General features: G+C 73.4%; 20 protein-coding genes. 11 read left to right on the forward strand and 9 right to left on the reverse strand.

The genetic code is table 11. The annotated features are described in order from the left end of the window. Positions 1–420: 420 nt before the first annotated feature. Together AB0389_RS11830 and AB0389_RS11835 are read left to right on the forward strand one after the other, a co-directional pair. Positions 421–2,160, forward strand: a complete 1,740-nt coding sequence (locus tag AB0389_RS11830; RefSeq protein WP_366395191.1) for an ABC transporter ATP-binding protein — start codon at positions 421–423, stop codon at positions 2,158–2,160. Then, entirely contained in the window at positions 2,157–4,007 is a 1,851-nt protein-coding gene (locus AB0389_RS11835; RefSeq protein WP_366395192.1) for an ABC transporter ATP-binding protein, read from the forward strand. The genes AB0389_RS11830 and AB0389_RS11835 overlap by 4 nt, the downstream gene beginning before the upstream one ends. Positions 4,008–4,017: 10 nt before the next feature. On the opposite strand, the gene AB0389_RS11840 is transcribed toward AB0389_RS11835, so the two are convergent. Both AB0389_RS11840 and AB0389_RS11845 read right to left on the reverse strand, forming a co-directional pair. Beyond that, positions 4,018–4,800 carry a hypothetical protein gene (locus AB0389_RS11840; protein ID WP_366395193.1) on the reverse strand — a complete coding sequence of 261 codons (783 nt, stop codon included), beginning with the start codon at positions 4,798–4,800 and terminating at the stop codon, positions 4,018–4,020. A 312-nt stretch (positions 4,801–5,112) separates the two neighbouring features. After that, entirely contained in the window at positions 5,113–6,912 is a 1,800-nt protein-coding gene (locus AB0389_RS11845) for a PucR family transcriptional regulator ligand-binding domain-containing protein (RefSeq protein WP_366395194.1), read from the reverse strand. A gap of 260 nt (positions 6,913–7,172) precedes the next feature. Here AB0389_RS11845 and AB0389_RS11850 point away from each other — a divergent pair, with 260 nt between their 5' ends. From AB0389_RS11850 to AB0389_RS11865, 4 genes are read left to right on the forward strand one after another with little or no spacing between them, the layout of a single operon-like run. Continuing rightward, on the forward strand, positions 7,173–8,063 hold the full coding sequence (locus AB0389_RS11850) for a xanthine dehydrogenase family protein subunit M (RefSeq protein ID WP_366395195.1): 891 nt from the start codon (positions 7,173–7,175) through the stop codon (positions 8,061–8,063). 2 nt (positions 8,064–8,065) lie between these two features. Then, complete coding sequence (locus AB0389_RS11855; RefSeq protein ID WP_366395196.1) at positions 8,066–8,617, forward strand: (2Fe-2S)-binding protein; 552 nt, start codon at positions 8,066–8,068, stop codon at positions 8,615–8,617. Then, positions 8,614–11,046, forward strand: coding sequence for a molybdopterin cofactor-binding domain-containing protein (locus AB0389_RS11860; RefSeq protein WP_366395197.1), 2,433 nt, complete (start codon positions 8,614–8,616; stop codon positions 11,044–11,046). The genes AB0389_RS11855 and AB0389_RS11860 overlap by 4 nt, the downstream gene beginning before the upstream one ends. 19 nt (positions 11,047–11,065) lie before the next feature. After that, a complete protein-coding gene (locus tag AB0389_RS11865; RefSeq protein WP_366395198.1) occupies positions 11,066–12,211 on the forward strand; it encodes an XdhC/CoxI family protein in 1,146 nt (381 codons plus the stop codon). Positions 12,212–12,817: 606 nt separating this feature from the next. On the opposite strand, the gene AB0389_RS11870 is transcribed toward AB0389_RS11865, so the two are convergent. Then, positions 12,818–13,864: a LacI family DNA-binding transcriptional regulator gene (locus AB0389_RS11870; protein WP_366395199.1), complete on the reverse strand. Its 1,047-nt coding sequence runs from the start codon at positions 13,862–13,864 to the stop codon at positions 12,818–12,820. A gap of 273 nt (positions 13,865–14,137) precedes the next feature. Here AB0389_RS11870 and AB0389_RS11875 point away from each other — a divergent pair, with 273 nt between their 5' ends. Both AB0389_RS11875 and AB0389_RS11880 read left to right on the forward strand, forming a co-directional pair. Next, a complete protein-coding gene (locus tag AB0389_RS11875; protein WP_366395200.1) occupies positions 14,138–15,409 on the forward strand; it encodes a VWA domain-containing protein in 1,272 nt (423 codons plus the stop codon). Further along, positions 15,409–16,257, forward strand: coding sequence for a hypothetical protein (locus AB0389_RS11880; protein ID WP_366395201.1), 849 nt, complete (start codon positions 15,409–15,411; stop codon positions 16,255–16,257). Before AB0389_RS11875 ends, AB0389_RS11880 begins: the two co-directional genes overlap by 1 nt. Positions 16,258–16,364: 107 nt before the next feature. Here the strand turns inward: AB0389_RS11880 and AB0389_RS11885 are convergent, their stop codons facing one another. Together AB0389_RS11885 and AB0389_RS11890 are read right to left on the reverse strand one after the other, a co-directional pair. Then, on the reverse strand, positions 16,365–16,877 hold the full coding sequence (locus tag AB0389_RS11885) for an FBP domain-containing protein (protein ID WP_366395202.1): 513 nt from the start codon (positions 16,875–16,877) through the stop codon (positions 16,365–16,367). 96 nt (positions 16,878–16,973) lie between these two features. Continuing rightward, positions 16,974–17,801 (reverse strand): helix-turn-helix transcriptional regulator, encoded by an 828-nt coding sequence (locus tag AB0389_RS11890; protein ID WP_366395203.1) that lies wholly within the window; start codon positions 17,799–17,801, stop codon positions 16,974–16,976. 202 nt (positions 17,802–18,003) lie between these two features. Between AB0389_RS11890 and AB0389_RS11895 the strand changes: the two genes are divergently transcribed. After that, complete coding sequence (locus AB0389_RS11895; protein WP_366395204.1) at positions 18,004–19,827, forward strand: AMP-binding protein; 1,824 nt, start codon at positions 18,004–18,006, stop codon at positions 19,825–19,827. Here AB0389_RS11895 and AB0389_RS11900 read toward each other — a convergent pair. Together AB0389_RS11900 and AB0389_RS11905 are read right to left on the reverse strand one after the other, a co-directional pair. Further along, positions 19,824–20,333, reverse strand: a complete 510-nt coding sequence (locus AB0389_RS11900; protein ID WP_366395205.1) for a GNAT family N-acetyltransferase — start codon at positions 20,331–20,333, stop codon at positions 19,824–19,826. The two genes, AB0389_RS11895 and AB0389_RS11900, sit on opposite strands and share 4 nt — an antisense overlap. Before the next feature lie 60 nt (positions 20,334–20,393). After that, entirely contained in the window at positions 20,394–21,239 is an 846-nt protein-coding gene (locus tag AB0389_RS11905) for a hypothetical protein (protein ID WP_366395206.1), read from the reverse strand. 238 nt (positions 21,240–21,477) lie between these two features. Between AB0389_RS11905 and AB0389_RS11910 the strand changes: the two genes are divergently transcribed. Together AB0389_RS11910 and AB0389_RS11915 are read left to right on the forward strand one after the other, a co-directional pair. Then, positions 21,478–22,332, forward strand: coding sequence for an intradiol ring-cleavage dioxygenase (locus AB0389_RS11910; protein WP_366395207.1), 855 nt, complete (start codon positions 21,478–21,480; stop codon positions 22,330–22,332). 149 nt (positions 22,333–22,481) lie between these two features. After that, positions 22,482–23,060, forward strand: a complete 579-nt coding sequence (locus AB0389_RS11915; protein ID WP_366395208.1) for a hypothetical protein — start codon at positions 22,482–22,484, stop codon at positions 23,058–23,060. A gap of 71 nt (positions 23,061–23,131) precedes the next feature. On the opposite strand, the gene AB0389_RS11920 is transcribed toward AB0389_RS11915, so the two are convergent. Both AB0389_RS11920 and AB0389_RS11925 read right to left on the reverse strand, forming a co-directional pair. Beyond that, a complete protein-coding gene (locus AB0389_RS11920) occupies positions 23,132–24,256 on the reverse strand; it encodes an aromatic ring-hydroxylating dioxygenase subunit alpha (RefSeq protein WP_366395209.1) in 1,125 nt (374 codons plus the stop codon). Positions 24,257–24,294: 38 nt separating this feature from the next. Next, a complete protein-coding gene (locus tag AB0389_RS11925; RefSeq protein ID WP_366395210.1) occupies positions 24,295–26,763 on the reverse strand; it encodes an FAD-dependent oxidoreductase in 2,469 nt (822 codons plus the stop codon).

The following is a 26,763-nucleotide window of genomic DNA, read 5'->3' on the forward strand; positions in this document are numbered from 1 at the left end:
TGTATTCCATAGCGGGTTCGGCACCGCTTGGCAAGCTATGCGATCTTATCACCACGGGGTCGTCCGGCAGTGGGGCGATCTGTTCCCTTTCGGACGTCTGACGGTAATTCAGCGAAGCTTACCTTTTAGGGTTGTTGGTGATCGTTACGGGCCCCCGCAAGGCGGTCCGGGTCAGGTGGCGTTGCCTATTTTTCGGGCGAATCATCCCCTCGGGCGGTCCGGTTGGCACGTGCCACGGGCACAGTCGTGATGAGGTCGTGATGAGGTCGTGCGGGGCCGGTGGGGATGTGGCGGGGAAGGCGGGCTCCCACCGGCGGGAGCCCGGCGTCTTTCCGGGGCCTTTCCCGGCGTCTTTCCGGGACCGTCGGGCCGCCGGATAATGCCGCGCGGCGCCGGGGTGCGGTCGTTAGGGTGCGAGGAATGGGCGACTTGTACGTGGAACCGGGTACCCCCGACCGGCGCGGTGCTCCGCGGTATCTGTGGTGGCTGGTGACGAGCCAGCGGGGCCGGGTGGCCGCCGGATCCTTCTGGGGCACGGCGTGGATGGTCGGACTGACGCTTCCCCCGTATCTGCTGGCGCGCGCGGTCGACGACGGGCTGGCGCCCGGCGACCGCGCGGCGTTCCTCGGCTGGACCGGACTGCTGCTCGCCGCCGGGACCGTGAACGCGTGGATCGGCATGATGCGGCACCGGACCATGACCAGGGTCCGGATGGACGCCAGATTCCGCACGGTACGGGTCGTGATCCGCCAGGCGACCCGGCTCGGCGCCACCCTGCCCCGCCGGGTCACCGCGGGCGAGGTCGTCACCATCGGCATCGGCGACGTCCAGGCGATCAGCCAGGTGCTGACCATCGCGGGCCCCGGCGTCGGCGCGGTGGCGGCGTACGTCGTCGTGGCGGCCCTGCTGCTGTCCGTCTCGCCGCTCCTCGCGGCCGTCGTACTGGTCGGAGTGCCGCTGCTGGTGGGGGTGGTGGGCCCGCTGCTCGGCCGGCTCCAGCGCGTCGAGACCGTCTACCGCGAGCGGCAGGGCGTCCTCGCCGCGCGCTTCGTGGACATCGCCGGCGGGCTGCGCGTGCTGAGCGGGCTCGGCGGCAAGGACGTGTACGCGGCGCGCTACCGGCGGGATTCGGCCGAACTGCGGGCGGAGGGATACCGGGTCGGCGCGGTGAGCAGCTGGATCGACGCGCTGGCGGTCGGCCTGCCCGCGCTGTTCCTCGCCGCCGTGACCTGGCTGGCCGCCCGGCTGGCCGCGCAGGGCACCATCTCGCTCGGCGAACTGGTCGCCGTGTACGGATATGTCGCCGTACTCACCGTCCCCGTCTGGTTCTTCATCGAGGGCGGGTACGACCTGAGCCGCGGTCTGGTGTGCGCGCGGCGGGTGGTCCGGTTCCTGGAGCTGGAGCCCGAACTCACCGGACCGGAGAGCAACTCCGGTGCCGGTGCTGGTGCCGCGGGAGTGCTGCGCGACCCCGCCTCCGGCGTCGAGATCCCGCCCGGCCTCTTCACCGCGCTGGTCTGCGCCCGCCCTGCGGAGGCCGCCGAGGTCGCCGACCGGCTCGGCCGGTTCACCGCCTCGGACGCGACCTGGGGCGGCGTACGCCTCGACGCGATCGCCCTGCCGGTGCTCCGCGACCGTATCCTCGTCGCCGACAACGAGGCCGACCTCTTCGCCGGGACGCTGCGCGAGACCGTCGCCGGCCGCGCCGGCCGTGACCCGGACGCGGTCGCCGAGGCGGTTCACGCGGCGGCGGCCCAGGACATCGTCCTCGGGCTGCGCGACGGACTCGACTCGGCGGTGCTCGCCCAGGGCCGTAACCTCTCCGGCGGCCAGCGCCAGCGCGTCCGGCTCGTGCGGGCGCTCCTCGCCGACCCCGAGGTGCTCATCGCGCTCGAACCCACCTCGGCGGTCGACGCCCACACCGAGGCGGCCCTCGCGTCCCGGCTCCGTACCGCCCGCGCGGGCCGGACCACCGTCGTCACCAGCACCTCGCCGCTGATGCTGGAACAGGCGGACCGGGTCTGCTTCCTGGTCGACGGGCGGACGGCGGCGGTCGGCACCCACCGGGAGCTGCTGACCGGACAGAGCGGCTACCGCGACCTCGTGGCGCGCGGAGCGGCGGAGGACGAGCGGGACCGGTACGAGGAGGCGGCACGATGACAGCGGACCCGACAACCGCGGATGCGACAGCCACGAAGCCGGCTCCGGCGGACCCGGTTCCGGCGGAGCCGGCATCGGCACAGTCCGCCGCGTCCACCCGGCTCCCCGTGGCCGGACCGCGCCAAGTGCGCGCCGCCGCACGTGAGTTGGTACGTAACGGTGGGCGCGCGCTCGCCGCGACCGTACTTCTCAGTGTGCTCGCGACGCTGGCCGGGCTGGTCGGCCCCTGGCTGGTCGGCCGCATCATCAACACGGTCCGGGCCGGTGGCGGGGTCGCGGACGTCGACCGGTACGCGCTCGTCATTCTGGTGTGTGTGCTCGTCCAGTTCCTGCTCGCGCGGTACGCCCGGCTCCTCGCGTACCGCGTCGGCGAACGCGCCTCGGCCCGGATCCGCGAGCGGCTCGTCGACCGGGCGCTCGCCCTGCCCACCGCGACCGTGGAGCGCGCGGGCGCGGGCGATCTGACCGCGCGTGGCACCACCGATGTCGCCGCGGTCGGCACGACGCTGCGGGACGCGGGCCCCGCGATCTTCATCGCGAGCCTGGAGGTGCTCTTCATCGTCGGCGCGGTCCTGGTCCTCGCGCCACCGCTCGGCCTCGCCGGTCTGCTGGGCCTGACGAGCATCTGGGTCGCCGCCCGCTGGTATCTGCGCCGTGCGCGCACCGCGTATCTGGCGCAGGGCGACGCGGACTCGGTCCTCGCCGAGGTCCTCTCCGCGACGGCGACGGGCGCCCGTACGGTCGAGGCGTTCGGCCTCCAGGAGCGCCGGATCGCGGCGTGCGAGGAGGCCGTCGAGGAGAGCAGGCGCACCCGGATCCGGACGCTGTTCCTGCGCAGTGTCCTCTTCCCGGCCGTGGACGTGTCGTACGTCGTGCCGGTGGTCGGGGTCCTGCTCGCGGGGAGCCTGCTCCACGACCACGGCGCGGTGAGCCTCGGCACCGTGGTCACCTGCGCGCTCTACATGCGGCAACTGGCCCAGCCGCTCGACGAGATACTCCAGTACATGGACCAACTCCAGGGCACGGGAGCGTCGTTCGCACGCGTCGAGGGCGTGGGTACCGGTGACACGGCGCCGGCGGACCGGCCCGCCGGGCCCGTACCGGCCGACGACCGGATCGAGGTCTCCGGAGTGCGGTACGCCTACGACGGCGGACGCGATGTGCTGCGCGGTGTCGACCTGGCCGTGCGGCCGGGCGAACGGCTGGCCGTCGTCGGCCCGTCCGGCGCCGGGAAGTCCACCCTCGGACGGCTGCTCGCGGGTATCGACCGGCCGCGCGAGGGCGAGGTGACGGTGGGTCAGGTGCCGATCGCCGAACTCGGCCCCGGCGAGCTGCGCCGTCAGGTCGTGCTGGTCACCCAGGAACACCACGTCTTCATCGACACCGTCCGCGACAACCTGCTGATCGCCGCGCCCGGTGCGAGCGACGACGAGGTGCGCGCGGCGCTGGCCGCCGTGGGGGCGGACTGGGTGGACACGCTGCCGGCCGGCCTCGACACCGTGCTCGGCGCCGGCGAGGAGTCCCTGGACGGCGCGCGGGCCCAGCAACTGGCCCTGGCGCGCGTGGTGCTGGCGGATCCCCACACCATCATCCTGGACGAGGCGACGGCGCTCCTCGACCCCGCCTCCGCGCGCCACGCGGAGCGCGCGCTGGCGGCCGTACTGGAAGGCCGCACGGTCATCGCCATCGCCCACCGCCTGCACACCGCCCGCGACGCGGACCGGGTGGCGGTGATGGACGACGGCCTCCTGACGGAACTGGGCACGCACGACGAGCTGGTGGCACGCGGCGGCGCGTACGCCGAGCTGTGGCACACCTGGCACGGCCCGCCGCCACCGGCGGTGTGAGAGCCGTGCTCTAGACGACGGGCGCCGGCGGTGGTGTCAGCTGGTGGGCCAGCCAGGTGGGGACGCCGCCCAGGAGCCGGAAGAGGCGGGCGGCCTCCGCGCGCAGGCGGGTGGCCTCCGGCTCCGGTTCGGCCTCGGCGAGGGCCGCCAGGGCCGGGGCCGTACCGACCAGGTAGCCCAGCTCCTCGCGGATACGGAGGGACTCGCCGAAGCCGTGCCGCGCCTCGGCCAGTTCGCCCTCGCGCAGCGCGAGACCGGCCAGATGGCGCCAGGTGAAGGAGAGCAGCAGCGTCTCGCCGTGCGCCGTCGCGGCGGCGTGGGCGCGGCGGTACGCGGCCCGGGCCGACTGGGGCGACTCCGACAGGTGTTCGGCGATCAGCCCGCGCCGGAAGTCGAGCAGCGCCCGGCCGCGCGCCGTCGGATCGAGCAGGGCCGCCGCCCGCCCCAGCGCCGCGCGCGCCTCGTCCGCGCGGTCCCGTACGCCGAGGACGGTCGAGGCGTACGCGAGGTGACCGCGCTCGCAGGCGGCGGCGCCGCGTTCGTCGTCCGAGCGGGCCACGGCCTCCGCCTCCCGGAGGGCCTTGTCCGCCTCGGGCCAGCCGATGCCGGTGAAGAGACAGCGCTCCACGAGCAGCGCGGCACGCTGGAGCGCCGGGTCGGGAGCGGTGCTGTGCGCGTCGAGCAGGGCCGCCGCCTCCGACCAACAGCCGCGCGAGCGCAGCCGCCATATGGCTGTCTGGAGAGGGTCGTCACCAGAGATGGTTCCGGAACCAGACATGGCGGAATGCGCCACATTGCCCTCCCCGAGCGCGCCATTGTGCTGTTGGGTGTGGACGCATCTCAGCATGGATCGGCACGTGGGGCCAGTAGCTCAGGTGAAAAAATTCACAATCATCCGGTGTCCGGAGGCGGTTGTCCGGGGTGCGTACGGCGGGTAAGGGGCGCGTGCGGGTGCCGACGGTACGGCCGCCACCTGCGCCGACGGTTCTCCGGCGGTCCGCGGCGGCCGTACCGCGCACCGGGTCCCGCGCGCTGTGGACCTTGGCGTGAATATTCCGGGTGACGGCGGTCAACCGCGGGCGACGGCAAGGCCGCCAGCCCGTCCTCAGCTCATCCTCAGGGCCAGGAAGAAGTCGAGCTTGTCCTCCAGCCGTGACAGATCACGGCCCGTCAGCTGTTCGATCCTGCCCACCCGGTAGCGCAGTGTGTTCACATGCAGATGCAGCCGTGCCGCGCACCGGGTCCATGAGCCGTCGCAGTCGAGGAACGCCTCCAGCGTCGGGATCAGCTCGGCGCGGTGGCGCCGGTCGTACGCGCGCAGCGGGTCGAGCAGCCGCGCGGTGAAGGCCCGGCGTACGTCGTCCGGCACGAACGGCAGCAGCAGGACGTGCGAGGCCAGCTCGTGGTGGTCCGCCGCGCAGACCCGGCCGGTCCTGGCCGCCGCGACCCGCCGGGCGTGCCGGGCCTCCTCCAGGGCGCCGCGCAGCCCGTCCGCCGAGTGGACCGCCGCGCTGACGCCCAGGGTCAGCCGGCCGTCGGCGGCGAGACCGGCGGTCAGCGGGGCCCGTACGGCGGCGAGGAGCGCCTCCGCGCGCAGTGCGGGGGGCGCCTCGGCCTCCGGAGCGAGCCCCGCGCCGGGCCCCGCGCTCGGCCCCGCGCCGTCCGCACCCGCGTCCGGCTCCGTCCGTACCGGGGGAGCCGGCGCAGGCAGCGGTACGAGCGCGATCGCCTCGTCCCCCGTCCGCGCCACCGCGATCCGCTCGGAGTCCACACCGGCCCCGGCCCCGGCACCCGTACCCGCCGCGCCGAGCAGGATCTCCTCCAGCAGCGCCTGCGCCACCGGACCGTCCCCGGTCGTCGCCCCGTCCGTCCCGTCGGCCGCCCCGGAGCCGGAGCCGGGACCGGTCCAGTCGACCCTGGCCACGACCACCTGCCACAGCGGCGCCGGCGCCGCGCCCGGCAGCAGCACCGGGGCCGCCGCCCGCAGCCGCGCGGCGATCTCGGGGGCCGCCGCGCCCGCCTGGACCAGCTCCACGACCTCCTGGGCGAGCCGGCGCCGGACCGCACGGGACGCCTCCCTGCGGTCGTGCTCGACCGCGATCAGCTGGGTCACGCCCCGAAGCAGATCGAGCCGCTCCGTCGGCCAGTCCGCCGCGTCCGCCTCCACCGCGAGCAGCCAGCCGGAGAGCGCGGCGGCGCGCCCCGCTCCGCCGCCCGGAGCGCCGCTCCGGCCGCCGTCCGGCCCGCCGACCGGGAACAGCGAGTAGACCGTCCCCTCGACGGCCGTGCGGTACGGGCTGCGGCGGCCCGCGCGTACGGCGGCCAGCTGCTCGCCCGCGAGCACGGCGGCGCGCGCGGCCGTCAGCGGCTCCCCGGCGCCCGCGATCCGGCGGCCGGTGGCGGAGAGCACCCAGGCCCGCAGATCGAGATCGGAGCCGAGGAGGTCGAGGACCGCCTCCGGGCCGCCGCCCGCCGGGCCAGGGGACATCAGCCTGCGGTGCCGGTCGACGACCGCCGCGAGATCCCCGGCCCGCTCCCCGGACACCTGGCGCACCACATGCTCGGTGATCGTCGCGAACGCCACGTTCTCGTCGACCGCGAAGAGCGGCAGCCGGTGGCGCGCGCACGCCTCGACCAGATCGTCGGGGATCTGGGCCAGCTCCGCCTCGCCCGCCGCGAGCCCGGCCACCCCGGCGCCCGCGAGGATCCGGACGAACGGCTCCGACTCCTCCGCCGCCCGCCGCCAGGCGAGGCCGGTGAGCACCAGCTCACCGCCCGAGAGATAGCGGCTCGGATCGCGCAGATCGGTGGTCATCACCCCGCGCACGGTCCGGTCCAGTTCGTCCGCGCCACCGAGCAGCCGCAGCCCCAGCGCGTCGGTCTCCAGCAGTGCGCGCAGCCGCATGTCTCGCCTCGTCGATCTCTTCGTGGTTTCCGGGCCCCGGCGGGCCCACGGGGGCGTGGGAACGCCGCGTGTTTCGGGCGGAAGACCGTTCGGTTACCGGGGCTTCGCCTTTCGTTCGAATCTACAAGACTCGGATGGCGGCCAGCCAATTCCTTCATGGTTTCGGTGACTGCACCAGGCGGAAGCACTGCTTGTGTACTGGTAAGGACCGGCCGTTTCCGGAGATCGAAGCAGCGGAATCAATCAAAAAGAGGCCCCTCATGGACTTCCTTCGCCCCGCCAGTTGGGGGGACGCGCTCGCCGCCAAGGCCGAGCATCCCACCGCTGTGCCCATCGCGGGTGGCACGGACGTCATGGTCGAGATCAATTTTGATCACCGGCGGCCGGAGTATCTGCTCGATCTGAACAGGATCGAAGAGCTGTACGACTGGACGGTCGGCGAGGAGTACGTCCGGCTCGGCGCGTCCGTCCCGTACGCCCGCATCATGGAGCACCTCAGGACGCCGCTCCCCGGGCTCGCGCTCGCCTCGCACACCGTCGCCTCGCCCCAGATCCGCAACCGCGGCGGCGTCGGCGGCAATCTCGGCACCGCGTCACCGGCCGGGGACGCGCACCCGGCGCTGCTCGCCGCGGGCGCCGAGGTCGAGGTCGAGTCCGTACGGGGCAGCCGCCGCATCCCGATCGACGACTTCTACACCGGCGTGAAGCGCAACGCGCTCGCCGCCGACGAACTGATCAGGGCCGTACACATCAAGAAGGCGGACGGACCGCAGCAGTACTCGAAGGTCGGCACGCGGAACGCGATGGTCATCGCCGTCTGCGCCTTCGGCCTCGCCCTGCACCCCGCCACCCGGACCGTACGGACCGGAATCGGCTCCGCGGCGCCCACGCCCGTCCGGGCGCGGGACGCCGAGTCGTTCCTGAACGCGGCGCTCGACGAGGGCGGCTTCTGGGACAACGGCAAAGTCATTACGCCCTCGGTGGTCAAGGAGTTCGCCACCCTCTCCGCCGCCGCCTGCAACCCCATCGACGACGTACGCGGCACCGCTGCCTACCGCCGTCACGCGGTCGGCGTCATGGCCCGCCGCCAGCTCGGCTGGGTCTGGGAGCGGTACCGCGGCGCCCGGCGCACTCTCGAAGGAGCTGCCTGATCATGCGGGTCACTTTCACGGTCAACGGGCGCCGGCAGGAGGCCGACGACGTCTGGGAGGGCGAGAGCCTCCTCTACGTACTGCGCGAGCGCCTGGGCTTCCCCGGTTCCAAGAACGCCTGTGAGCAGGGCGAATGCGGCTCCTGCACGGTACGGCTCGACGGCGTCCCCGTCTGCTCCTGCCTGGTGGCCGCCGGGCAGGCCGAGGGGCGCGACGTCCTCACGGTCGAAGGGCTCGCCGACCACGCGCGTCGGCGCGACGGCACGGCAACCGGCAGCGCGGCGGCCGACGGCGACCCGCTGTCCGCCGTCCAGCGCGCGTTCATCGACGCCGGCGCCGTGCAGTGCGGCTTCTGCACCCCCGGACTCCTCGTCGCCGCCGACGAGATGCTCGAACACAACCCGTCGCCCACCGACGGCGACATCCGCGAGGCGCTCTCCGGCAACCTCTGCCGCTGCACGGGCTACGAGAAGATCCTCGACGCGGTCCGGCTCGCCGCCGCCCGCCGGGCACCCTACGGCGGCACGCACGAGGGCGGGGCGATCGCATCATGACCACGACCGGTCCCGTCGGCGCCCCCGGCCACCTCACCCAGGGCACCGCCACCCAGGGCACCACCAAGGGCGGCATCGGAGAGTCGACCCTCCGCCCCGACGGCCTGCTCAAGGTCACCGGCGAGTTCGCGTACGCCTCCGACATGTGGCACGAGGACATGCTCTGGGGCCACACCCTGCGCTCCACCGTCGCGCACGCCGAGATCCGCTCCCTCGACATCGCGGAGGCCCTCGCCGTCCCCGGGGTCTACGCGGTCCTCACGTACGACGACCTCCCCGCGAGCGTCAAGAACTACGGCCTGGAGATCAAGGACACCCCGGTCCTCGCCCACGGCAAGGTCCGCCACCACGGCGAGCCGGTCGCCCTCGTCGCGGCCGACCACCCCGAGACCGCGCGCCGCGCCGCCGCCAGGATCCGCGTCGAGTACGCGGGGCTGCCCGTCGTCACCGACGAGGCGTCCGCCACAGCGCCCGGCGCGCCGGTGATCCACGAGGGCCGCGACGACCACCACTACGGCCATGTCCCGCCCCCCGGGGGCCGCCACGTCCCGCACCCGAACATCGTCCACCGCCAGCCGATCGTCAGGGGCGACGCCGCGGAGGCCGCCGGGCGCGCCGATGTGATCGTCACCGGCGACTACGTCTTCGGCATGCAGGACCAGGCGTTCCTCGGCCCGGAGTCCGGCCTCGCCGTGCCCGCCGAGGACGGCGGCGTCGAACTGTACGTCGCCACCCAGTGGCTGCACTCCGACCTCTGGCAGATCGCGCCCGTCCTCGGCCTGCCCGAGGACAAGGTCAGGATGACGCTCTCCGGCGTCGGCGGCGCGTTCGGCGGCCGGGAGGACCTGTCGATGCAGATCCACGCCTGTCTGCTCGCGCTGCGCACCGGCAAGCCCGTCAAAATGGTCTACAACCGCTTCGAGTCCTTCTTCGGCCATGTCCACCGCCACCCCGCCAGGCTCCACTACGAGCACGGCGCGACCCGCGACGGCCGGCTCACCCACATGAAGTGCCGCATCGTGCTGGACGGCGGCGCGTACGCGTCCTCCACCCCGGCCGTCGTCGGCAACGCCGCGTCCCTGTCGGCAGGCCCGTACGTCGTCGACAACGTCGACATCGAGGCGGTCGGCCTCTACACCAACAACCCGCCCTGCGGCGCGATGCGCGGCTTCGGCGCCGTCCAGGCGTGCTTCGCGTACGAGGCCCAGATGGACAAGCTGGCGGCGGCGCTGGAGATGGACCCGGTGGAGTTCCGGCGGCTCAACGCCATGGAACAGGGCTCCGTGCTGCCGACGGGCCAGGTGGTCGACTCGCCGGCGCCCGTCGCCGAGCTGCTGCGCCGGGTCAAGGCCAGGCCGCTGCCGCCCGAGCGGCAGTGGCTCGCGGCGGGCGAGGCGGCGGACGTACGGGAGCTGCCGGGCGGGCTGTCGAACACCACGCACGGCGAGGGCGTCGTACGGGGCGTCGGCTACGCGGTCGGCATCAAGAACGTCGGCTTCTCCGAGGGCTTCGACGACTACTCCACCGCGCGCGTGCGGCTCGAAGTGGTGGGCGGGGACGCCGTCGCCACCGTCCACACGGCGATGGCCGAGGTCGGCCAGGGCGGCGTCACCGTCCACGCGCAGATCGCCAGGACCGAACTCGGCGTCGACCGGGTCACCATCCGGCCGGCGGACACCCGGGTCGGCTCGGCGGGCTCCACCTCCGCCTCCCGCCAGACCTACGTCACGGGCGGCGCGGTGAAACACACCTGCGAGAACGTCCGGGCGAAGGTGCTGGAGCTGGGCCGGCGCAGGTTCGGCACGTACCACCCCGCGTGGGCCACCGCCGAACTGCTGCTGGAGAACGGCAAGGTCGTCACCGACGGCGGCGAGGTGCTGGCCGACCTGGCGGACGTGCTCGGTGACGAGGCCGTCGACCTGGAGCTGGAGTGGCGCCACCGGCCGACCGAGGCGTTCGATCTCCGTACGGGCCAGGGCAACGGCCATGTCCAGTACTCCTTCGCCGCGCACCGGGCCGTCGTGGAGGTCGACACGGAGCTGGGCCTGGTCAAGGTCATCGAGCTGGCCGTCGCGCAGGACGTCGGCAAGGCGCTCAACCCGCTCTCCGTCGTCGGCCAGATCCAGGGCGGCAGCACGCAGGGCCTGGGGGTGGCGGTCATGGAGGAGATCGTGGTGGACCCGGTGACCGCGAAGGTGCGCAACCCGTCCTTCACGGACTATCTGATCCCGACGATCCTCGACACCCCGGCCATCCCCGTCGATGTGCTCGAACTCGCCGACCAGCACGCGCCGTACGGGCTGCGCGGGGCCGGCGAGGCGCCCACGCTCTCGTCCACCCCCGCCGTCCTCGCGGCCATCAGGGCCGCGACAGGGCTGGAGCTGACCAGGACGCCGGTCCGCCCGGAACACCTGACGGGCACGGGCTGACGATGAGAAGGAGACGCGCATGCTGGACATCGCCGACGAGCTGAACCGCTGGCTCGCCGAGGGCCGCGATGCCGCCGTCGCCACGGTCGTGGCGGTCAGCGGCAGCGCGCCCCGGCGCCCGGGAGCCGCGCTCGCCGTGGACGGCGCGGGCGCGGCGGTCGGCTCGGTCTCCGGCGGGTGCGTGGAGGCGGCGGTGTACGAGCTGTGCCGGGAGGCCCTGCGGGACGGCCGCAGCGTCGTGGAACGGTTCGGGTACAGCGACGACGACGCCTTCGCCGTGGGGCTGACCTGCGGCGGCACCATCGACATCCTGGTGACGCCGGTACGGTCCGACGCGCCCCAGCGGCCGGTACTCGCCGCCGCGCTCGCCGCCGCCGCGCGCGGGGAGACGGCGGCGCTCGCCCGGGTCGTCGAGGGCCCGGACACCCTGCGCGGACGGGCGCTGCTGGTACGGCCGGACGGCTCGTACGAGGGCGCCCTCGGCGGCCACCCCGAGCTGGACCGTACGGCGGCGGCCGAGGCGCGCGCCCTGCTGGAGGCCGGCCGTACGGACACGGTCACCATCGGCGCGCGCGGCGCGCGCTGCGGCCGGCCGGTGACGCTGCTGGTCGAGTCGAGCGCACCGCCCCCGCGCATGATCGTCTTCGGTGCCGTCGACTTCGCCGCCGCGCTCTCCCGGGCGGGCAAGTTCCTCGGCTACCACGTGACGGTCTGCGACGCGCGCCCCGTCTTCGCCACCCGTGCGCGCTTCCCGGACGCCGACGAGGTCGTCGTCGACTGGCCGCACCGCTATCTGGAGTCCACCGAGGTCGACGGCCGTACGGCGCTGTGCGTGCTCACGCACGACGCCAAGTTCGATGTGCCGCTGCTGAAGCGGGCGTTGCGGCTGCCGGTCGCGTTCGTCGGCGCGATGGGCTCGCGCCGTACGCACGAGGACCGCGGCAGGCGGCTGCGCGAGACCGGCGTCACCGAGGCCGAACTCGCCCGGCTCCACTCACCGATCGGCCTGGACCTCGGCGCCCGCACCCCCGAGGAGACCGCCCTGTCCATCGCGGCGGAGATCGTCGCCACCCGCCACGGCGGTACCGGCGCCTCCCTGACCGGCGCCCACACCCCGATCCACCACGACACCTCCCGGCCCCGCCGCTTCGGCTCGGTCGCCTGACCGTCTCCTGGCTTTCCTGCCCGCCTGCCTGCCCGGACCGGTACGCGCCCGCGCACTCCGCCCGGGGCGCGGACGCGTACCGGCGCTATGAGGCGCCGTCCGATGCCGTGTCCCCCACGGATGCGGCACCGGACAGCGCCCGGGGGCCCGTGCCGTCGGAGCGCCGACAGCACAGACCCTCGCCCGCTAAGTGCCCCTCCCGGCAAGCTTTGCCCCGTCGCGCCGCCCAGCACGCACGCTCGCCGCGTTGGCCAGAAGCCCAGGTAGCTCCGCTACCAGAACTTCTGTCCGCCTTGCGATCGCACGCACTGGACAACGCTCCTTTCGGGGCAAACATTGCCGGTCGCGGCACTGTAGGCAGGGGCGGCGCTCCCGCGCCGGGTTGCGGCAGCCCGAGCGGGGCGGCAATGGAGGAGCCGCCTCCTCCGGTGTGGGAGCGCTCCCATGAGTCTTGTCGAGCAGCCCACCCCACGTCAAGGGCGGGTGCGGAGCCGAACTCGCTTGGCCGAAAAGGCAGTAGGGCCCGGGGCGGCACCGGGGCGGCGTCGGGCCGACGACGGTCCCGGCCGGCCGGTCCGGCAGGTCCGACCGGTCCAGACCGGACGCTCAGCCCGAGGCGCGCCGTACCAGCTCCGTACGGAGCACCACGTGCTGCCAGGCCGCCGAGGAGTCGTTGAGCGTCTCCAGCAGCACCCGGGCCATCGTGCGGCCCATCTCCTCCACGGGCTGGCGCACGGTGGTCAGCTGCGGATCCGTGTGGCGGGAGATGGGGGAGTCGTCGAACCCCACCACCGCCACGTCCTCCGGGACCCGGCGGCCCAGCGACCGCAGGGTGTGCAGGGCGCCCACCGCCATCACGTCGGACGCGGCGAACACCGCGTCCAGGTCCGGCTCGCGGGCCAGCAGCTCGGCCATCGCGCGGCGTCCGCTCTCCTCCGTGAAGTCGCCGTGGGCGACCAGCGGGCCGCCGGGGCCGTGGCCGCCGGCGCCCGGGGCGGCCCGTACCGCCTCCTCGTACCCGCGCAGCCGGCACTGGGCCACATACATGTCCAGCGGCCCGGTGATGGTCCCGATCGTGCGGCGGCCGGATTCCGCCAGATGCCGGACCGCCGCCCGCGCGCCGCCCACGTTGTCCGAGTCGACGTACGAGACGGACTCGTCCCCGGACCGCCGGCCGCTCAGCACGGTCGGCAGCTCCATTCCGGCCAGCAGATCGGGCAGCGGGTCGTCACCGTGGACGGAGACGAGCAGGACGCCGTCGATCCGGCGGGCGCGGGCGTACTGGAGGAAGCGCTGCCGCTCCTTCTCGTTCCTGACCAGGGTCAGCAGGAGCTGGAGATCGGTGTCGGCGAGCGCGTCGCCCACGCCGTGCACGATGTCGGAGAAGTACGGCTCGGCGAAGAACCGTTTCTCGGTCTCCGGTATCACCAGCGCCACCGCGTCGGTACGGCTCCCCGCGAGCGCGCGGGCGGCCCGGTTCGGTATGTAGCCGAGCTGGGCGATCGCCTGCTCGACCAGGTGTCTGGTGGTGTCCTTGACCCGCGGCGAGTTGTTGATGACGCGCGACACCGTGCCCCGGCCGACGCCCGCGAGGGCGGCGACCTCCTCCAGGGTGGGCTGGCCCGTACGCGCCTTCGTCACCTTCGTCACCATCCTGCGACCTCCCTCGGCCCGATCCCCGGCCCGGTCGGCGAGCGGTGTACAGGGTGGGGCTCTCTGCCATCCAACCACTGGGAGCGCTCCCATGCACAGAAAAGGCCGGTCAAGAGGGGCGTGAGAAGCCCGGAAGCGCGTTCCGTGCCCGATGCGCGCCCCCGGGTGGCCTGTTGCGTACGGTCAGCGCCGCCGCCCGTTTGACAGAACGGCAGTTGACGGTGCGTCATGTTTCGTTTGTTCCCGTGGGGGCGTTCTCATTATCATCCGGCGATGATCATAAGTAGACGGTCGGCAGCCGCCGTGTGCGGTCTGGTGGCCACCCTGGCCGTAGGGCTCTTCCCTCCCGCAGCTGCCGCCGCCGATGAACCCGCCGGGAAGCCGGTGCCGAAGGTCGATCTCGTCCTCGATGTCAGCGGGTCCATGCGGACCCGGGACATCGACGGCAAGTCCCGGATGACGGCGGCCAAGCAGGCGTTCAACGATGTGCTGGACGCGGTGCCCGAGGAGGTGGAGCTGGGCATCCGCACCCTCGGGGCCGACTATCCGGGCAAGGACACCAAGGTCGGCTGCAAGGACACCAAGCAGCTGTACCCGGTGGGGCCGCTGGACCGTACGGAGGCGAAGACCGCCGTCGCCACGCTCGTGCCCACCGGCTGGACGCCGATCGGCCCGGCCCTCCTCGGTGCCGCCGAGGACCTCGGCGAGGACGGTGACGCCACCCGTCGGATCGTCCTCATCACCGACGGCGAGGACACCTGCGCGCCGCTCGACCCCTGCGAGGTGGCCCGCGAGATCGCCGCCAAGGGCATCCACCTCACCATCGACACGCTGGGCCTCGTACCCGACGAGAAGACCCGGCAGCAGCTCACCTGCATCGCCGAGGCCACCGGCGGTACCTTCACCGCCATCCAGCACACCGAGGAACTCTCCCGCAGAGTCACCCAGTTGGTGGACCGCACCGCCGACCCGGTCGTCAACCCGGTCGCCACCGAGGGCGCGGCGAGCTGCGCCAACGCCCCGCAGATCAAGCCCGGTCTCTACAGCGACCGCGAGAAGTTCTCCGAGCACCGCTGGTACCGCGTGGACGTCCTGCCTGGCCAGGAGCTGCGTGCCTCGGTCAGCGTCGGCGCCGACCGGGCCGTCGACAAGGACTACGGCGTCCTGCTGCGCGCCGTGACCGTACACGGCCGGGAGCTCGTCCGCGGCGCCGAGTCCGGCGACGGACGCACCGACGTGATCTCGTCAGGACTCCGCTACCCCAAGGCGGATGTCGACGACGATGACGAGGAGAAGGACACCCCGGAGACCGTCTGCCTCCAGATCAGCAACTCGTTCTCCGCGCCCGACTCCGTCCAGACCACCCCGGGCCTGCCCGTCGAGCTGACCGTCGACCTCGTGGACGCGCCCGACACGGCGTCCGACGTCGCGGCGTTCGGCCTGGGCCGCGGCTGGTGGCTGCTCGGCACCATGGTCCTCACCGGGCTGATCGCCGGACTGCTGTGGGGCTGGATCTCCCGCCTGCGTCTCGTCTGGAGCAACTGATGCGTATCACCGGCAAGTTCACCGGCGGTGCCACGGGCACCCTGCTCGCCGCCGTCCTGCTCCTCGGTACGGCGGGCGGCGCGGTGGCCGACGAGACCCCGACCCCGGGCGGCTCGGCCTCCTCCGGCTCCTCCGACAGCGCCGAGGCGCCGACGGAGGCCGGCACGTCGTTCCGTACGGCCACCGCCTTCCGGCCCGGCCAGCGGGCCACGGCCGGCGGCTCCACGGGGGACTACCTGTACTGGGTGTTCCCCGTCGACGTGGGCCAGCGCGCCACGGTCAAGGCCAAGGTCACCCTGCCCGACTCGGCCGCCGCGCGGAAGGGCCCGGTCACCTGGCAGGTCGACGTCTACGACGGACTGCGCCGCCGCCAGCCGTGCGTGTACGGCACCCAGACCAAGTCGCTCGCGGCGGACAAGTCGTCGGTCGAGCTGCGCTGTGTGCTGCGTACGGTACGGGCGTGGGCCGAGCCGTGGGCCAACGACCCGCTGCCGGGCAGCTACTTCGTCCGGCTGACCGTCCTCGACGCGAAGCAGGAGGACCTCGGCCTGCCCGTGCAGACCGAGATCGAGGCCGAGACCCCCGGCCAGGGCGGCGCCCACGCGGTCGGCGGGAGCCTGACCACCCCGCTCACCCCGGGCCGTACGACCGTCTCGCAGAGCGGCGGCGGCGCGTCGAGCGCGGGGGCCCAACTGGCCGCGTCCGGCGTTGAACCCGAGGACGGCTGGGCCTCCGGCTGGTGGACGGACCGCTGGCTGTGGACCGTGGCCGGCGGGGTGCTCGGCGCGCTCGCGGGCATCGCGGGCTACACCCTGGCGCGGCCCGCACGGCGTAACGCGGCGGTGTAGCGACGGGTGCGGACAGGCCGACGGGCCGACGGGCCGGCGGTACGGGGTGTCCCCCCGGCCCGCCGGCCCGTCCGCGTACCGGCCCCCGCCCTGGCACCTGACGCGCGTCAGGCCGCGGCGGTGTCCTCGTACAGCTTGTCCAGGAACGCGTCGAGGTGCCTGCGCGTCCTGGCGACGCGCTCCTCCTCGGTGAGGGACTCCTCCATCCGGCGGCTGAACACGGGCTTCCGCCTGCCCCGCACATACAGCGAGCACGCCAGATCGGCGCACATGTACATCCCCACGGAGTTGCCCTGCCGGCCGGCGGCGCCGGTCTTGGGCGCGGTCATCAGATCGATGCCCGAGGCGTTGTGGGGCGTCACACAGATCGAGCAGATGCTCGACTTGAGAAGGCTCCGGCGGCCGGACGCCGTCCCGCGCAGCGCGAAGCCGGTCCAGACGCCGCCGCGCTCGGTGACGAGGTAGCCGCGCTCGGGCGCCCCGGGATCGCGCCACCCGAGGAAGTCGAGATCCGCCCAGGGAAGATCCGCCAGATCCCGGGGGAGCCCGAGCCGGCGGGCCTCGCCCTTGGAACAGTTGACGAACGATCCACGGATCTCTTGCTCGGTGAGGGCCTTCATCCCCGGAAACTAACAAGCGCGGGGACGGCGTGTCGCCGGATTTTCCGCCGCGCGGCCGACGCCGCGCCGGTCGGTCCAAGGCCGCGCCGGTCGGGCTTAAGGCAGCAGACCCGCCCTCCGGGCCGCCACCACGGCCTCCAGCCGGGTGCGCGCGCCCAGCTTCCGCATCGCCGCCCGCAGATAGCTCTTCACCGTCTCGGGCCGCAGCCCCAGCAGCTCGGCCGCCGCCGCGTTGGTCGAGCCCGAGGCCACGCAGGCCAGGACGTCCACCTCGCGCGGGGCGAGCGCCACCGGGAAGCCGCCCCGGCGGCCGGCGGCGCTGGCCGCGGCCGCGACCGGGTCCGCCGCACCCGCCAGCCGCCCGCAGACCGCGAGCAGCTCCCCGCGCAGCTCCGCGTCGACGGTCCGGGCCGCCAGTGCCCGCAGCTCGCCGTGGGCCGCGCGGACCTCCTCCCAGGCGCCGGCGCCCGCCACCGGCTCCCGGGTCACCGAGAGCAGCCGCCGCACCTCGTCCCCGACGGCCAGGGCCTGCTCCACGTCCCGCGCGGCGGCCACCGCCGCGTCGACGACGCGCTCGCCGATCGGCAGGGCGCTGCGCAGGGCGCCGTACAGCACCCCGCGCACCTCGCGCCGGACGACCACGGGCACCGCGACCACCGAGCGCAGCCCCTCCGCCGCCACGGCCGGGTCGTACTCGTGGCTGATGTGGCGCGCCACCGGATAGTCCGTGACCGCGCAGGGCCGGGCGAGGGCGATGGTCTTGCCGCCCAGGCCGTTGCCCGCGATGACGCCGAGACCGCGCAGCGCGCCGGTCGCCGCGCCGGTCAGCTCGGCGATCCGCAGCCGCCCCGTCTCGTGCAGCAGCCCGCCGAACGCCACCGGCAGCCCGGTCAGCCGGCGCAGCCGCAGCAGCGCCGCCCGCATTTCGGTGGCTCCGGTGGCTCCGGTGGTTCCCGGGGCGCCAGGGGTACCGGGGGCTCCGGGGGCGTTTGTGGCTCCCGTGGCACCGGTGGCTCCGGCCATCCGTCTTCCTCCTGTCGGAAACCGCCACCCCCGTCCGGGGGTGGTGAGACCTGCGTCACTCAGTACACGATGCCACTGCACGGTCCCGCAATGAGGAGGACACATGACGGCATGGACGCCGGACGGCCCGGCCGGACCCGCCGAGCGGTTCAGGGCGGCCAGGGACTTCCTCCTGGCGCACCGGGAGGACTACCGGGCGGCGTACGACGGGTTCTCCTGGCCACGCCCCGAGCGGTTCAACTGGGCGCTCGACTGGTTCGACCGGATCGCGACGGATCAGGGTGGTACGGAGGAGGGTCCGGACGGACCGGGCGGTGCGGAAGTGCCGGACGGGCGGGGCGGTGCGGACGCGCCGGGCGGGCGGGGCGGTGCGGACGCGCCGGGCGGGCGGGGCGGCGACCGGGTGGCCCTGCACATCGCCGAGGAGGACGGCCGCTACCTCCGGGTCACCTTCGCCGAGATGTCCGCGCGCTCCAACCGCGCCGCGAACTGGCTCCGCGAGCAGGGCGTACGGGCCGGGGACCGCGTCGTCGTCATGCTCGGCAATCAGGTCGAGCTCTGGGAGACCGCGCTCGCCGCGATGAAGCTGCGCGCCGTCGTCATCCCCGCGACCACGCTGCTCGGCCCCGTCGACCTGCGGGACCGTATCGAGCGCGGCCGGGCCTCCCATGTGATCGCCCGCGCCGAGGACACGGCGAAGTTCGCGGACGTCCCGGGCCGCTTCACCCGGATCGCGGTCGGCGGCGCGGTGGCCGGCTGGCTGCCGTACAGCGAGGCGTACGGGCGGTCCGCGGTCTTCGAGCCGGACGGCGTCACCCACGCGGACGACCCGCTGATGCTCTACTTCACCTCCGGCACGACCGCCCGCCCCAAGCTCGTCGAGCACACCCATGTCTCCTACCCCATCGGCCACTTGGCGACGATGTACTGGATCGGCCTCAAGCCGGGCGACGTCCATCTGAACATCGCCTCGCCCGGCTGGGCCAAGCACGCCTGGTCGAACCTCTTCGCGCCGTGGAACGCCGAGGCGACCGTCTTCGTCCACAACTACACCCGCTTCGATCCGGCCCGGCTCATGGCCGAGATGGACGGCGCGGGCGTCACCAGTTTCTGCGCCCCGCCGACCGTCTGGCGCATGCTCATCCAGGCCGATCTGTCCCTGCTGCGCACCCCGCCGCGCGAGGCCGTCGCGGCGGGCGAACCGCTCAACCCCGAGGTGATCGAGACGGTCCGGCGCGAGTGGGGGGTGGTGATCAGGGACGGTTTCGGGCAGACGGAGACGGCCGTCCAGGTCGCCAACTCGCCGGGGCAGCTGCTGAAGGCCGGGTCCATGGGGCGCCCGATGCCCGGCTACCGGGTCGAGCTGCTCGACCCGGTCACCGGGGCGCCGGGCGCGGCCGAGGGGGAGATCGCGCTGGATCTCTCCGCCCGCCCGGTCGGCCTGATGACGGGGTACCACGGCGATCCGGACCGTACGGGAGAGGCGATGGCCGGCGGGTACTACCGGACCGGTGACATCGGCGCCCGGGACGTTGACGGATACATCACCTATGTCGGGCGATCCGACGATGTCTTCAAATCCTCCGACTACAAGATCTCCCCGTTCGAGCTGGAGAGCGCGCTCCTGGAGCACGAGGCGGTCGCCGAGGCCGCCGTGGTGCCCGCGCCCGATCCGCTGCGGCTCACCGTGCCGAAGGCGTATGTCGTACTGGCGGAGGGCTGGGAGCCGGGGCCCGACACGGCGAAGGTGCTCTTCGCGCACGCGCGGGCGGTGCTCGCGCCGTACAAGCGCATCCGCCGGCTGGAGTTCGCCGCGCTGCCCAAGACCGTGTCGGGGAAGATCCGCCGGATCGAGCTGCGGGAGCGGACGGCGGAGGGTTCGTCGGCGCGGTCGGGGGAGGAGTACGACGAGGCGGACCTGCGCTAACGGAGCCCGCGGCGCATGCAGACGCGCGGCCAGCGGTCGAGTCCGTGCCCGGTCTCCGTACGGCGGATCTCCCGCAGCCCGTCGGTGAGTTCGCCGTCCGCGAGCACCCGGAAGCCGAGCCGTTCGTAGTACGGCGCGTTCCACGGCACCTCGGCGAAGGTGGTCAGGGTGAGGGCGTCCAGCCCCGCGCGCAGCGAACGCTCGGCGAGATGCTCGATCAGCGCGCGGCCGAGGCCGCGGCGGGCCGCGTCCGGATGGACGGAGACCTGCTCGATGTGCGCGGCGCCGTCCACCGTGTCGTGGAGGAGGTACGCGACGGGCCGGCCGGTGCCGTCGTCCGTCACCCACGCGCGGCCCACGGCGCGGTACTGCTCCAGCAGGGCGAGGCCGGGCGGCTCGTCGTCCGCGATCGCGGCCATTCCGAGCGCGCGGAAGGGCCGGCCGGCCGCTCGTTCGATGTCCTGGAGGACGGGGAGTTCCGCGGGGACCGCGGGGCGTATCGGCATGGGGACAGTGTGACGGGCCGACGGGTGCGCGGCCACGCCTTTCGCCGCATGTCCGCGGTGTCACGCGCCGGACGGGAGGAGCTCCTCGGCCGGGCCGTTGACGGGTCGTGGGGTGCCGGTGAGGTCGAGGACGAAGAGGGGGATGCCGAGTTCGTCGGCCCGGGCGCGGGCGTCCTCGGCGTATCCCGCCAGCGCGAAGTGGACACCCGGGGCCGACGCGTTGAGGCCGTTGAGCCAGAGGCACTCGACGGAGCGTACGGACGCGGGGGTGGTCGTCGGGTCGACCTGTGCGACGACATCGGGACCGCGCAGCTCGACGCCGGGGTCGGTGGGGCCGGTGGGGATTCCGGGGCCGCCGGGGCCGTCGGGGCCGTCGGCGGACGGGGGTCCGCCGGTGCGGACGACGCTCTTGAAGCCCAGCCAGCGCAGATAGAGCGCCGCGGTCGCCACCGCGTCGTGGGACGTACGGATCGTCATCGGCCGGAACGGCGGTCGCGGTGAGGCGAGTTCCCCGGGTGCCGAGGCGTCCGGTCCGGTGGCGGGAGCCGGTGTCAGTGGTGTCAGCGGTGTCACCGGTGTCGCGGTCGTGACCGGGGCCGGCGCCGGCTCCTGGGCGTCCGGCGGTGGCGTCGTCTCCGTACCGCCGGCCGGGTGTACGGGGAGCCGTAGCACCGTGCCGCACGGGCAGCCCAGTTCGGGCCGCGGCCAGTCGCCCTCGCACCCGCACGCCGCGCAGCGGACCGTCACCCACTCGTCGGCCCAGGCGCGGCGCGTGACGGGTGCCGCGGGGGCGCCCCCGAGCAGCGGCGGCACCACGGGAGCGCCGCACGGGCACGGGTAGGCCGCCGCCGTGAAGGCGTGGGAGCTGCCGCAGGACGGACAGCACACCGAAACACTCTCTGCCATCGCAGGCCTCCCCGGCTCTCTCCGGTGGGCCCGATCGGCCCGGTGGTCGCCCCCCATCGTCCACCAGGAGCGGGCCTCGTGGGTCGGGTTTCCCGTCGCCCTGGAGGAGGTGACCTGATGGCCAGTCAACTTGCTTGTACAGTAGGTGAGTTGAGGTAAACGGGCTTTGCTCTTTCGTTATCGGACGCACAGTCTACTGATATGTGCATGACAGGTTTCTCCAGCAATCTCCCCCGTCATGACAGAAGAGAGCGCAACCCCCACAGGCGCCACGCCCACAGGTGCCGCCCCCGAAAGCGCCACCCCCACCTCCCCCGTCACCCGGCGGAACGTCGTCGTCGGTGGCGCCGCCCTCGCCGCCACCGCGGCCCTGGCGGCCACCGGAGTCACCACGGCCACACCCGGCACGGCGAGCGGCGACGGTACGGCCGGCGCGGACGACGCGACGGCCATCGCCCCGGTCGCCGCCGCCGCGGTGTGCTCCCTCACCGCCCGGGTGACCGAGGGGCCGTACTCGCTCCCGGGCGCGCTGGTGCGCGTCGACAACCGTGAGGACAGGGCCGGCTTCGAGGTCAGGTTCGTGCTGACCGTGGTCGACCTCGCCAACTCCTGCGCCACGCTCGCGAACGCGCTGGTGGAGATCTGGCACTGCGACGCGCTCGGCGAGTACTCCGGGTTCGTCGGCAACAACGGCCACCCGGGCGCGGACAACGGCACCTTCCTGCGCGGCGCCCAGCTCACCGGCAGCGACGGTGTGGTGCGGCTGACCTCCATCTGGCCCGGCCACTACCGGGGCCGGGCGGTCCACACCCATCTGCGCGTCCACACCAATGTCACGCTCACCAACAACTCGTACACCGGCGGCAACCTCGTCCACACCGGTCAGCTCTTCTACGACCCCACCCTCAACACCCGGATCCAGGCGCTGTCCCCGTACAGCGCCAACACCACCCCCGAGACCCAGCTGGGCAACGACTCCATCTATGACGGCGGCGGTGCGACCTCGGGGCTGATGACACTGACCGCGCTCGGCTCCACCCCGTCGGCCGGCTACACCGGCACCCTGACCCTGGGGGTGAACTCGCGCGCCTGATACGGGTGTTCCCCACGCCGGGCGGCGGCGGCCCCACCCGCCGCCGCCCGGTGCGGCTTCTCCTGATCCATCCGTACAACCAATGCGGTGTCCCGCCTGTCTGGGGTGGTGTGGCCAACAAGCCACGACAAAAAGGGGGTTGTCCGCACATGAAACGCTGGGGAATCGTACTGACCGCACTGGGGCTGGCCGTGACGGCGGGAGGGGTGGCGCCGACCGTGGCCGCCGCCGCACCGAGCGCCGCGACGCAGAGCACCGCCTTCGCCTGCGAGGCCGGCTGGGGAAGCCTGGACAAGGCACTGGCCACGCACTCCGAGGAGCCGCTGACGAACGTCAGGACCGGCCGGCACGACTGCTACGACCGGATGGTCTTCGACGTACCGGGGATGACGACGGCCGACCCGGCCGGGCACCGGGTGGGATACGTCGACAGGATCACCCATGTCTCCGAGACGCCGATCCCGGTCGGCGGCGGCGCGATCCTCGCCGTCAGGATCGCCACACCCGTGTTCCTGCCCGGCACCACCACCCCGGCGTACCCGGTGAGCGCGCTCGCCGCGCCACTCCCCGGGGTGAACCTCACCGGCTACGAGACGTTCCGGGACGCCCGGTACGCCGGTTACTACCACGGCGAGACCACCATCGGCCTCGGCGTCCGCGCGCGGCTGCCCTTCCGGGTGCTGACCCTGCCGGACCGGGTGGTCGTGGACGTGGCCCACACCTGGTAGCCGTTCCCCGCTTACGTACCGAACGGCCGGGGCGTCCGCCCGGGGACCTGACCACCCCGGGCGGACGCCGCTCAGGCGCCGCCCAGCCGGTCCGTCACCCACTGGTGGAAGGCGCCGATGTGGTGCTCGCTGGGGACCAGCACACCCCCCGCCCGGTACGCGCGCGAGTCCATGCCCGGCTGCGTCCGCTCACACGCCTCGAAGTCCTGGGCGTTGACCCGGTGGAACAGCTCCACGGACTTCGACACGTCCGCGCCCGACGCGACGACCTCGGGCGCGTACAGCCAGTCGCACTCCACGACCGTACGGTCCACCGCGAGCGGGAACATCCGGTGCACGATCACATGGTCGGGCACGAGATTGATGAAGACCTGCGGCTTGACCGTGATCGCGTAGTAGCGGCGGTCCTGGTCGTCGGAGACCTCGGGGAGCCGGCCGAAGCCCTCGCTGCCGTCCACGGTGAAACCGCGCGCCTCCTCGGCGAACTCCGCGCCGTGCCCCACGTAGTACTGGGCGGCGAATCCCTCCGCGAACTCCGGCAGTACATCGGTGAGTTCGGGGTGGATGGTGGCGCAGTGGTAGCACTCCATGAAGTTCTCGACGATCAGCTTCCAGTTGGCCCGTACGTCGTAGCTGATCCGCCGGCCCAGCGACAGCCCCTCGGTGCGGTAGCGCTCGATCGACGCGGCGTCACCGAGCCGCTCCACCGCCGCGCCCATGACCTGCTCCTCGAACGACGGCGGGTCCTCGGCGAGACAGAGCCAGGCGTACCCGAGCCACTCCCGCAGCCGCACCGGGATCAGCCCGTACGCCACCCGGTCGACGTCCGGCATTCTCACCAGGTTGGGCGCCGCGATCAGCTTGCCGTCCAGGTCGTACGTCCAGGCGTGGTACGGGCATTGGAGGTTACGCCTGACCTGCCCCGACTCCTCGGTGCACAGCCGGGCGCCCCGGTGCCGGCAGACGTTGAGGAAGGCCCGCAGCCCGCCCGTACGGGAGCGGGTGACGAGCACGCTCTCCCGGCCGATCCGGACCGTACGGAACGCGCCGGGGGCGGCCAGATCGGCGGAGCGGACGGCGCAGAACCAGAGCGACTCGAAGATCTTCTCCTGCTCCTGCCGGAAGATCCCGGGGTCGGTGTAGGCGGCCCCGGGGAGGGTGGGGATCAGGGAGGGGACGGGGGGTGTGATGGTCACGGCTGAGTGCTCCTCACGGCGGCAGGGGGCTTCCGGTATCAGCTGCGGATCCTGGTCATGCGCGGGTCGTACAGCGGCTCCTCGGCGACCGTCGCCGCGAACTGTTCGCCGAAGTACTCGATCCGCACCCCGGTCCCTGGTGTCAGCCGGCCCGGCAGCCAGGCGTACGCCACACACCGCCCGACGGTGTATCCGTAGGCGGCGCTGGTGACGTATCCGGCGATCGCCCCGTCCACCCGTACGGGCTCCTTGCCCAGCACCACGGCGGCCGGGTCGTCCAGTGTCAGACAGGTCAGCCGGCGCTCAGGCCGCTCGGCCCGGTCGCCGAGCGCGGCCAGCGCGGCCCGGCCGGTGAACTCGCCCTTGTCCATCCGTACGGCGAAGCCCAGACCCGCCTCGTAGGGAGTGTGTTCGGTGGTCATGTCGTGGCCCCAGGCGCGGTAACCCTTCTCCAGCCGAAGGCTGTTGAAGGCGGACCTGCCGGCCGCCACCACCGAGTGCCGCTGCCCGGCCTCCCACAGGGTGTCCCAGAGCCGGGCGCCCAGATCGGCGGTGGTGTACAGCTCCCAGCCCAGCTCCCCGACGTAGCTCAGCCGCATCGCCGTCACCGGGACGAAGCCGAGATGGGTCCGCCTCGCACGGAAGTAGCCGAACCCCTCGTGCGAGAAGTCGTCCCGGGTCAGCGGCTGCACCAGCGCCCTGGCCAGCGGTCCCCACACCCCGACGCAGCAGGTGCCCGAGGTGATGTCCCTGATCTGTACGGAGCCGGGCGCGTCGGGTGCGTGGCGCCGCAACCACTCCATGTCCGCAGGGGAGTTGGCGCCGATCTGGAAGTGGTCGGGGCCCAGCCGGGCCACCGTGAGATCGGAGCGGATCCCGCCCGCCTCGTCCAGCAGCAGGGTGTACGTGACGGCGCCGGGCTTCTTGGCGAGGTTGTTCGTCGTCATCCGCTGGAGGAAGGCGAGCGCGCCGGGCCCGGTGACCTCCAGGCGGCGCAGCGGGGTCATGTCGTACAGCGCGACCCCCTCGCGGGTCGCCCGCGCCTCTGCGGCGGCGACCGGCGACCAGTGGCGGGCCGACCAGGCGTCCCGCCCGGGCAGCGAAATCCCCTCGGCGAGCGGCGCGTTCGCCTCGTACCAGTGGGGCCGCTCCCAGCCGCCGCCCTCCAGGAAGTACGCCCCCAGCTCCCGCTGCCTGGCGTGGAAGGGGCCGGTGCGCAGCGGGCGCGGGCGCTCCATGGGCTGGAGCGGATGGATGATGTCGTACACCTCGGCGAAGTTCCGCGCGCCGCGCTCCTCGACGTAGGCGGGGGAGCGCTGGACGTCCTCGAAGCGGTCGATGTCGCACTCGTGGAGGTCGGTGGCGGCCCTTCCCCCGGTCATCCACTCGGCGACGGCCCGCGCGGCCCCGGCGGAGTGGGTCACCCACACCGCCTCGGCCAGCCAGAATCCCGTCAGCTCACGGCTCTCCCCGAGCAGGGGCATCCCGTCCGGGGTAAAGGAGAAGACCCCGTTGAAGCCCTCCTCCACCCGGCTCGCGGCGAGCGGCGGCAGCAGCTCGGTGGCGTCGCGCCAACTGGGCGCGAAATCCTCCTCGGTGAAGGGCAGCGAGGACGGCATCACCGGCGCGTCGTCGAACGCCGGGACGGTGAACGGGTCGACGGGCAGCGGGCGGTGGGCGTACGAGCCGATGCCGATCCGGTCGGTGTGTTCCCGGAAGTAGAGGTCCCGGTCCTGGTGGCGCAGGATGGGCCGGCTCGCCTCGGCGCGCGGGGCGACCGCTCCGTACAGCTCGGGCAGCGGAGCGGTCCTCACGTACTGGTGGGCGAGCGGCAGCAGCGGTACGGGCACCCCGGCGAGCCGCCCGATCACCGGCCCCCAGAAGCCCGCCGCCGAGACGACATGGTCGGCGGGGAAGTCGCCCCGGTCGGTGACAACGCCGGTGACCCGGCCGCCCAGTTGACCGATTCCGGTGACGGTGTGCCGGCCCAGGAAGCGGGCGCCGCGCGCGGTGGCGCGCTCGCGCTGGGCGCGGCAGGCGAGCAGGGCGCGGGCCAGCCCGTCGCCGGGGGTGTGGAAGCCGCCGAGGATCCGCTCCTCGTTCAGCGACGGCCAGAGTTTCAGGCACTCCTGAGGGGTGATCAACTCACCCCGCACTCCCCAGGAGGAGGCGAGGCCGGCCCTGCGGCGCAGTTCGGCCAGGCGCTCCGTGGTGGTGGCGACCTCCAGGCCGCCGACCGGCTGGAAACAGGAGACCCCGTCCACGGAGAGCGATCCCAGCTTCTCCACGGTGTATTGGGCGAACGCGGTGAGCGTTCTGGAGGGGCTGGTACGGAAGACCAGCCCGGGGGCGTGCGAGGTGGAGCCGCCGGGCGCGTCCAGCGGGCCCTGGTCGAGAACGGTGACATCGGTCCAGCCGCGCGCGGTGAGTTCGTCGGCCAGCGAGCAGCCGACGATTCCGGCACCGATGATGACAACGCGGGGAATATCGCGGGGGGTTGCGGACAT

The sequence above is a fragment of the Streptomyces sp. NPDC093109 genome, from assembly GCF_040701725.1.
Lineage (GTDB): Bacteria > Actinomycetota > Actinomycetes > Streptomycetales > Streptomycetaceae > Streptomyces.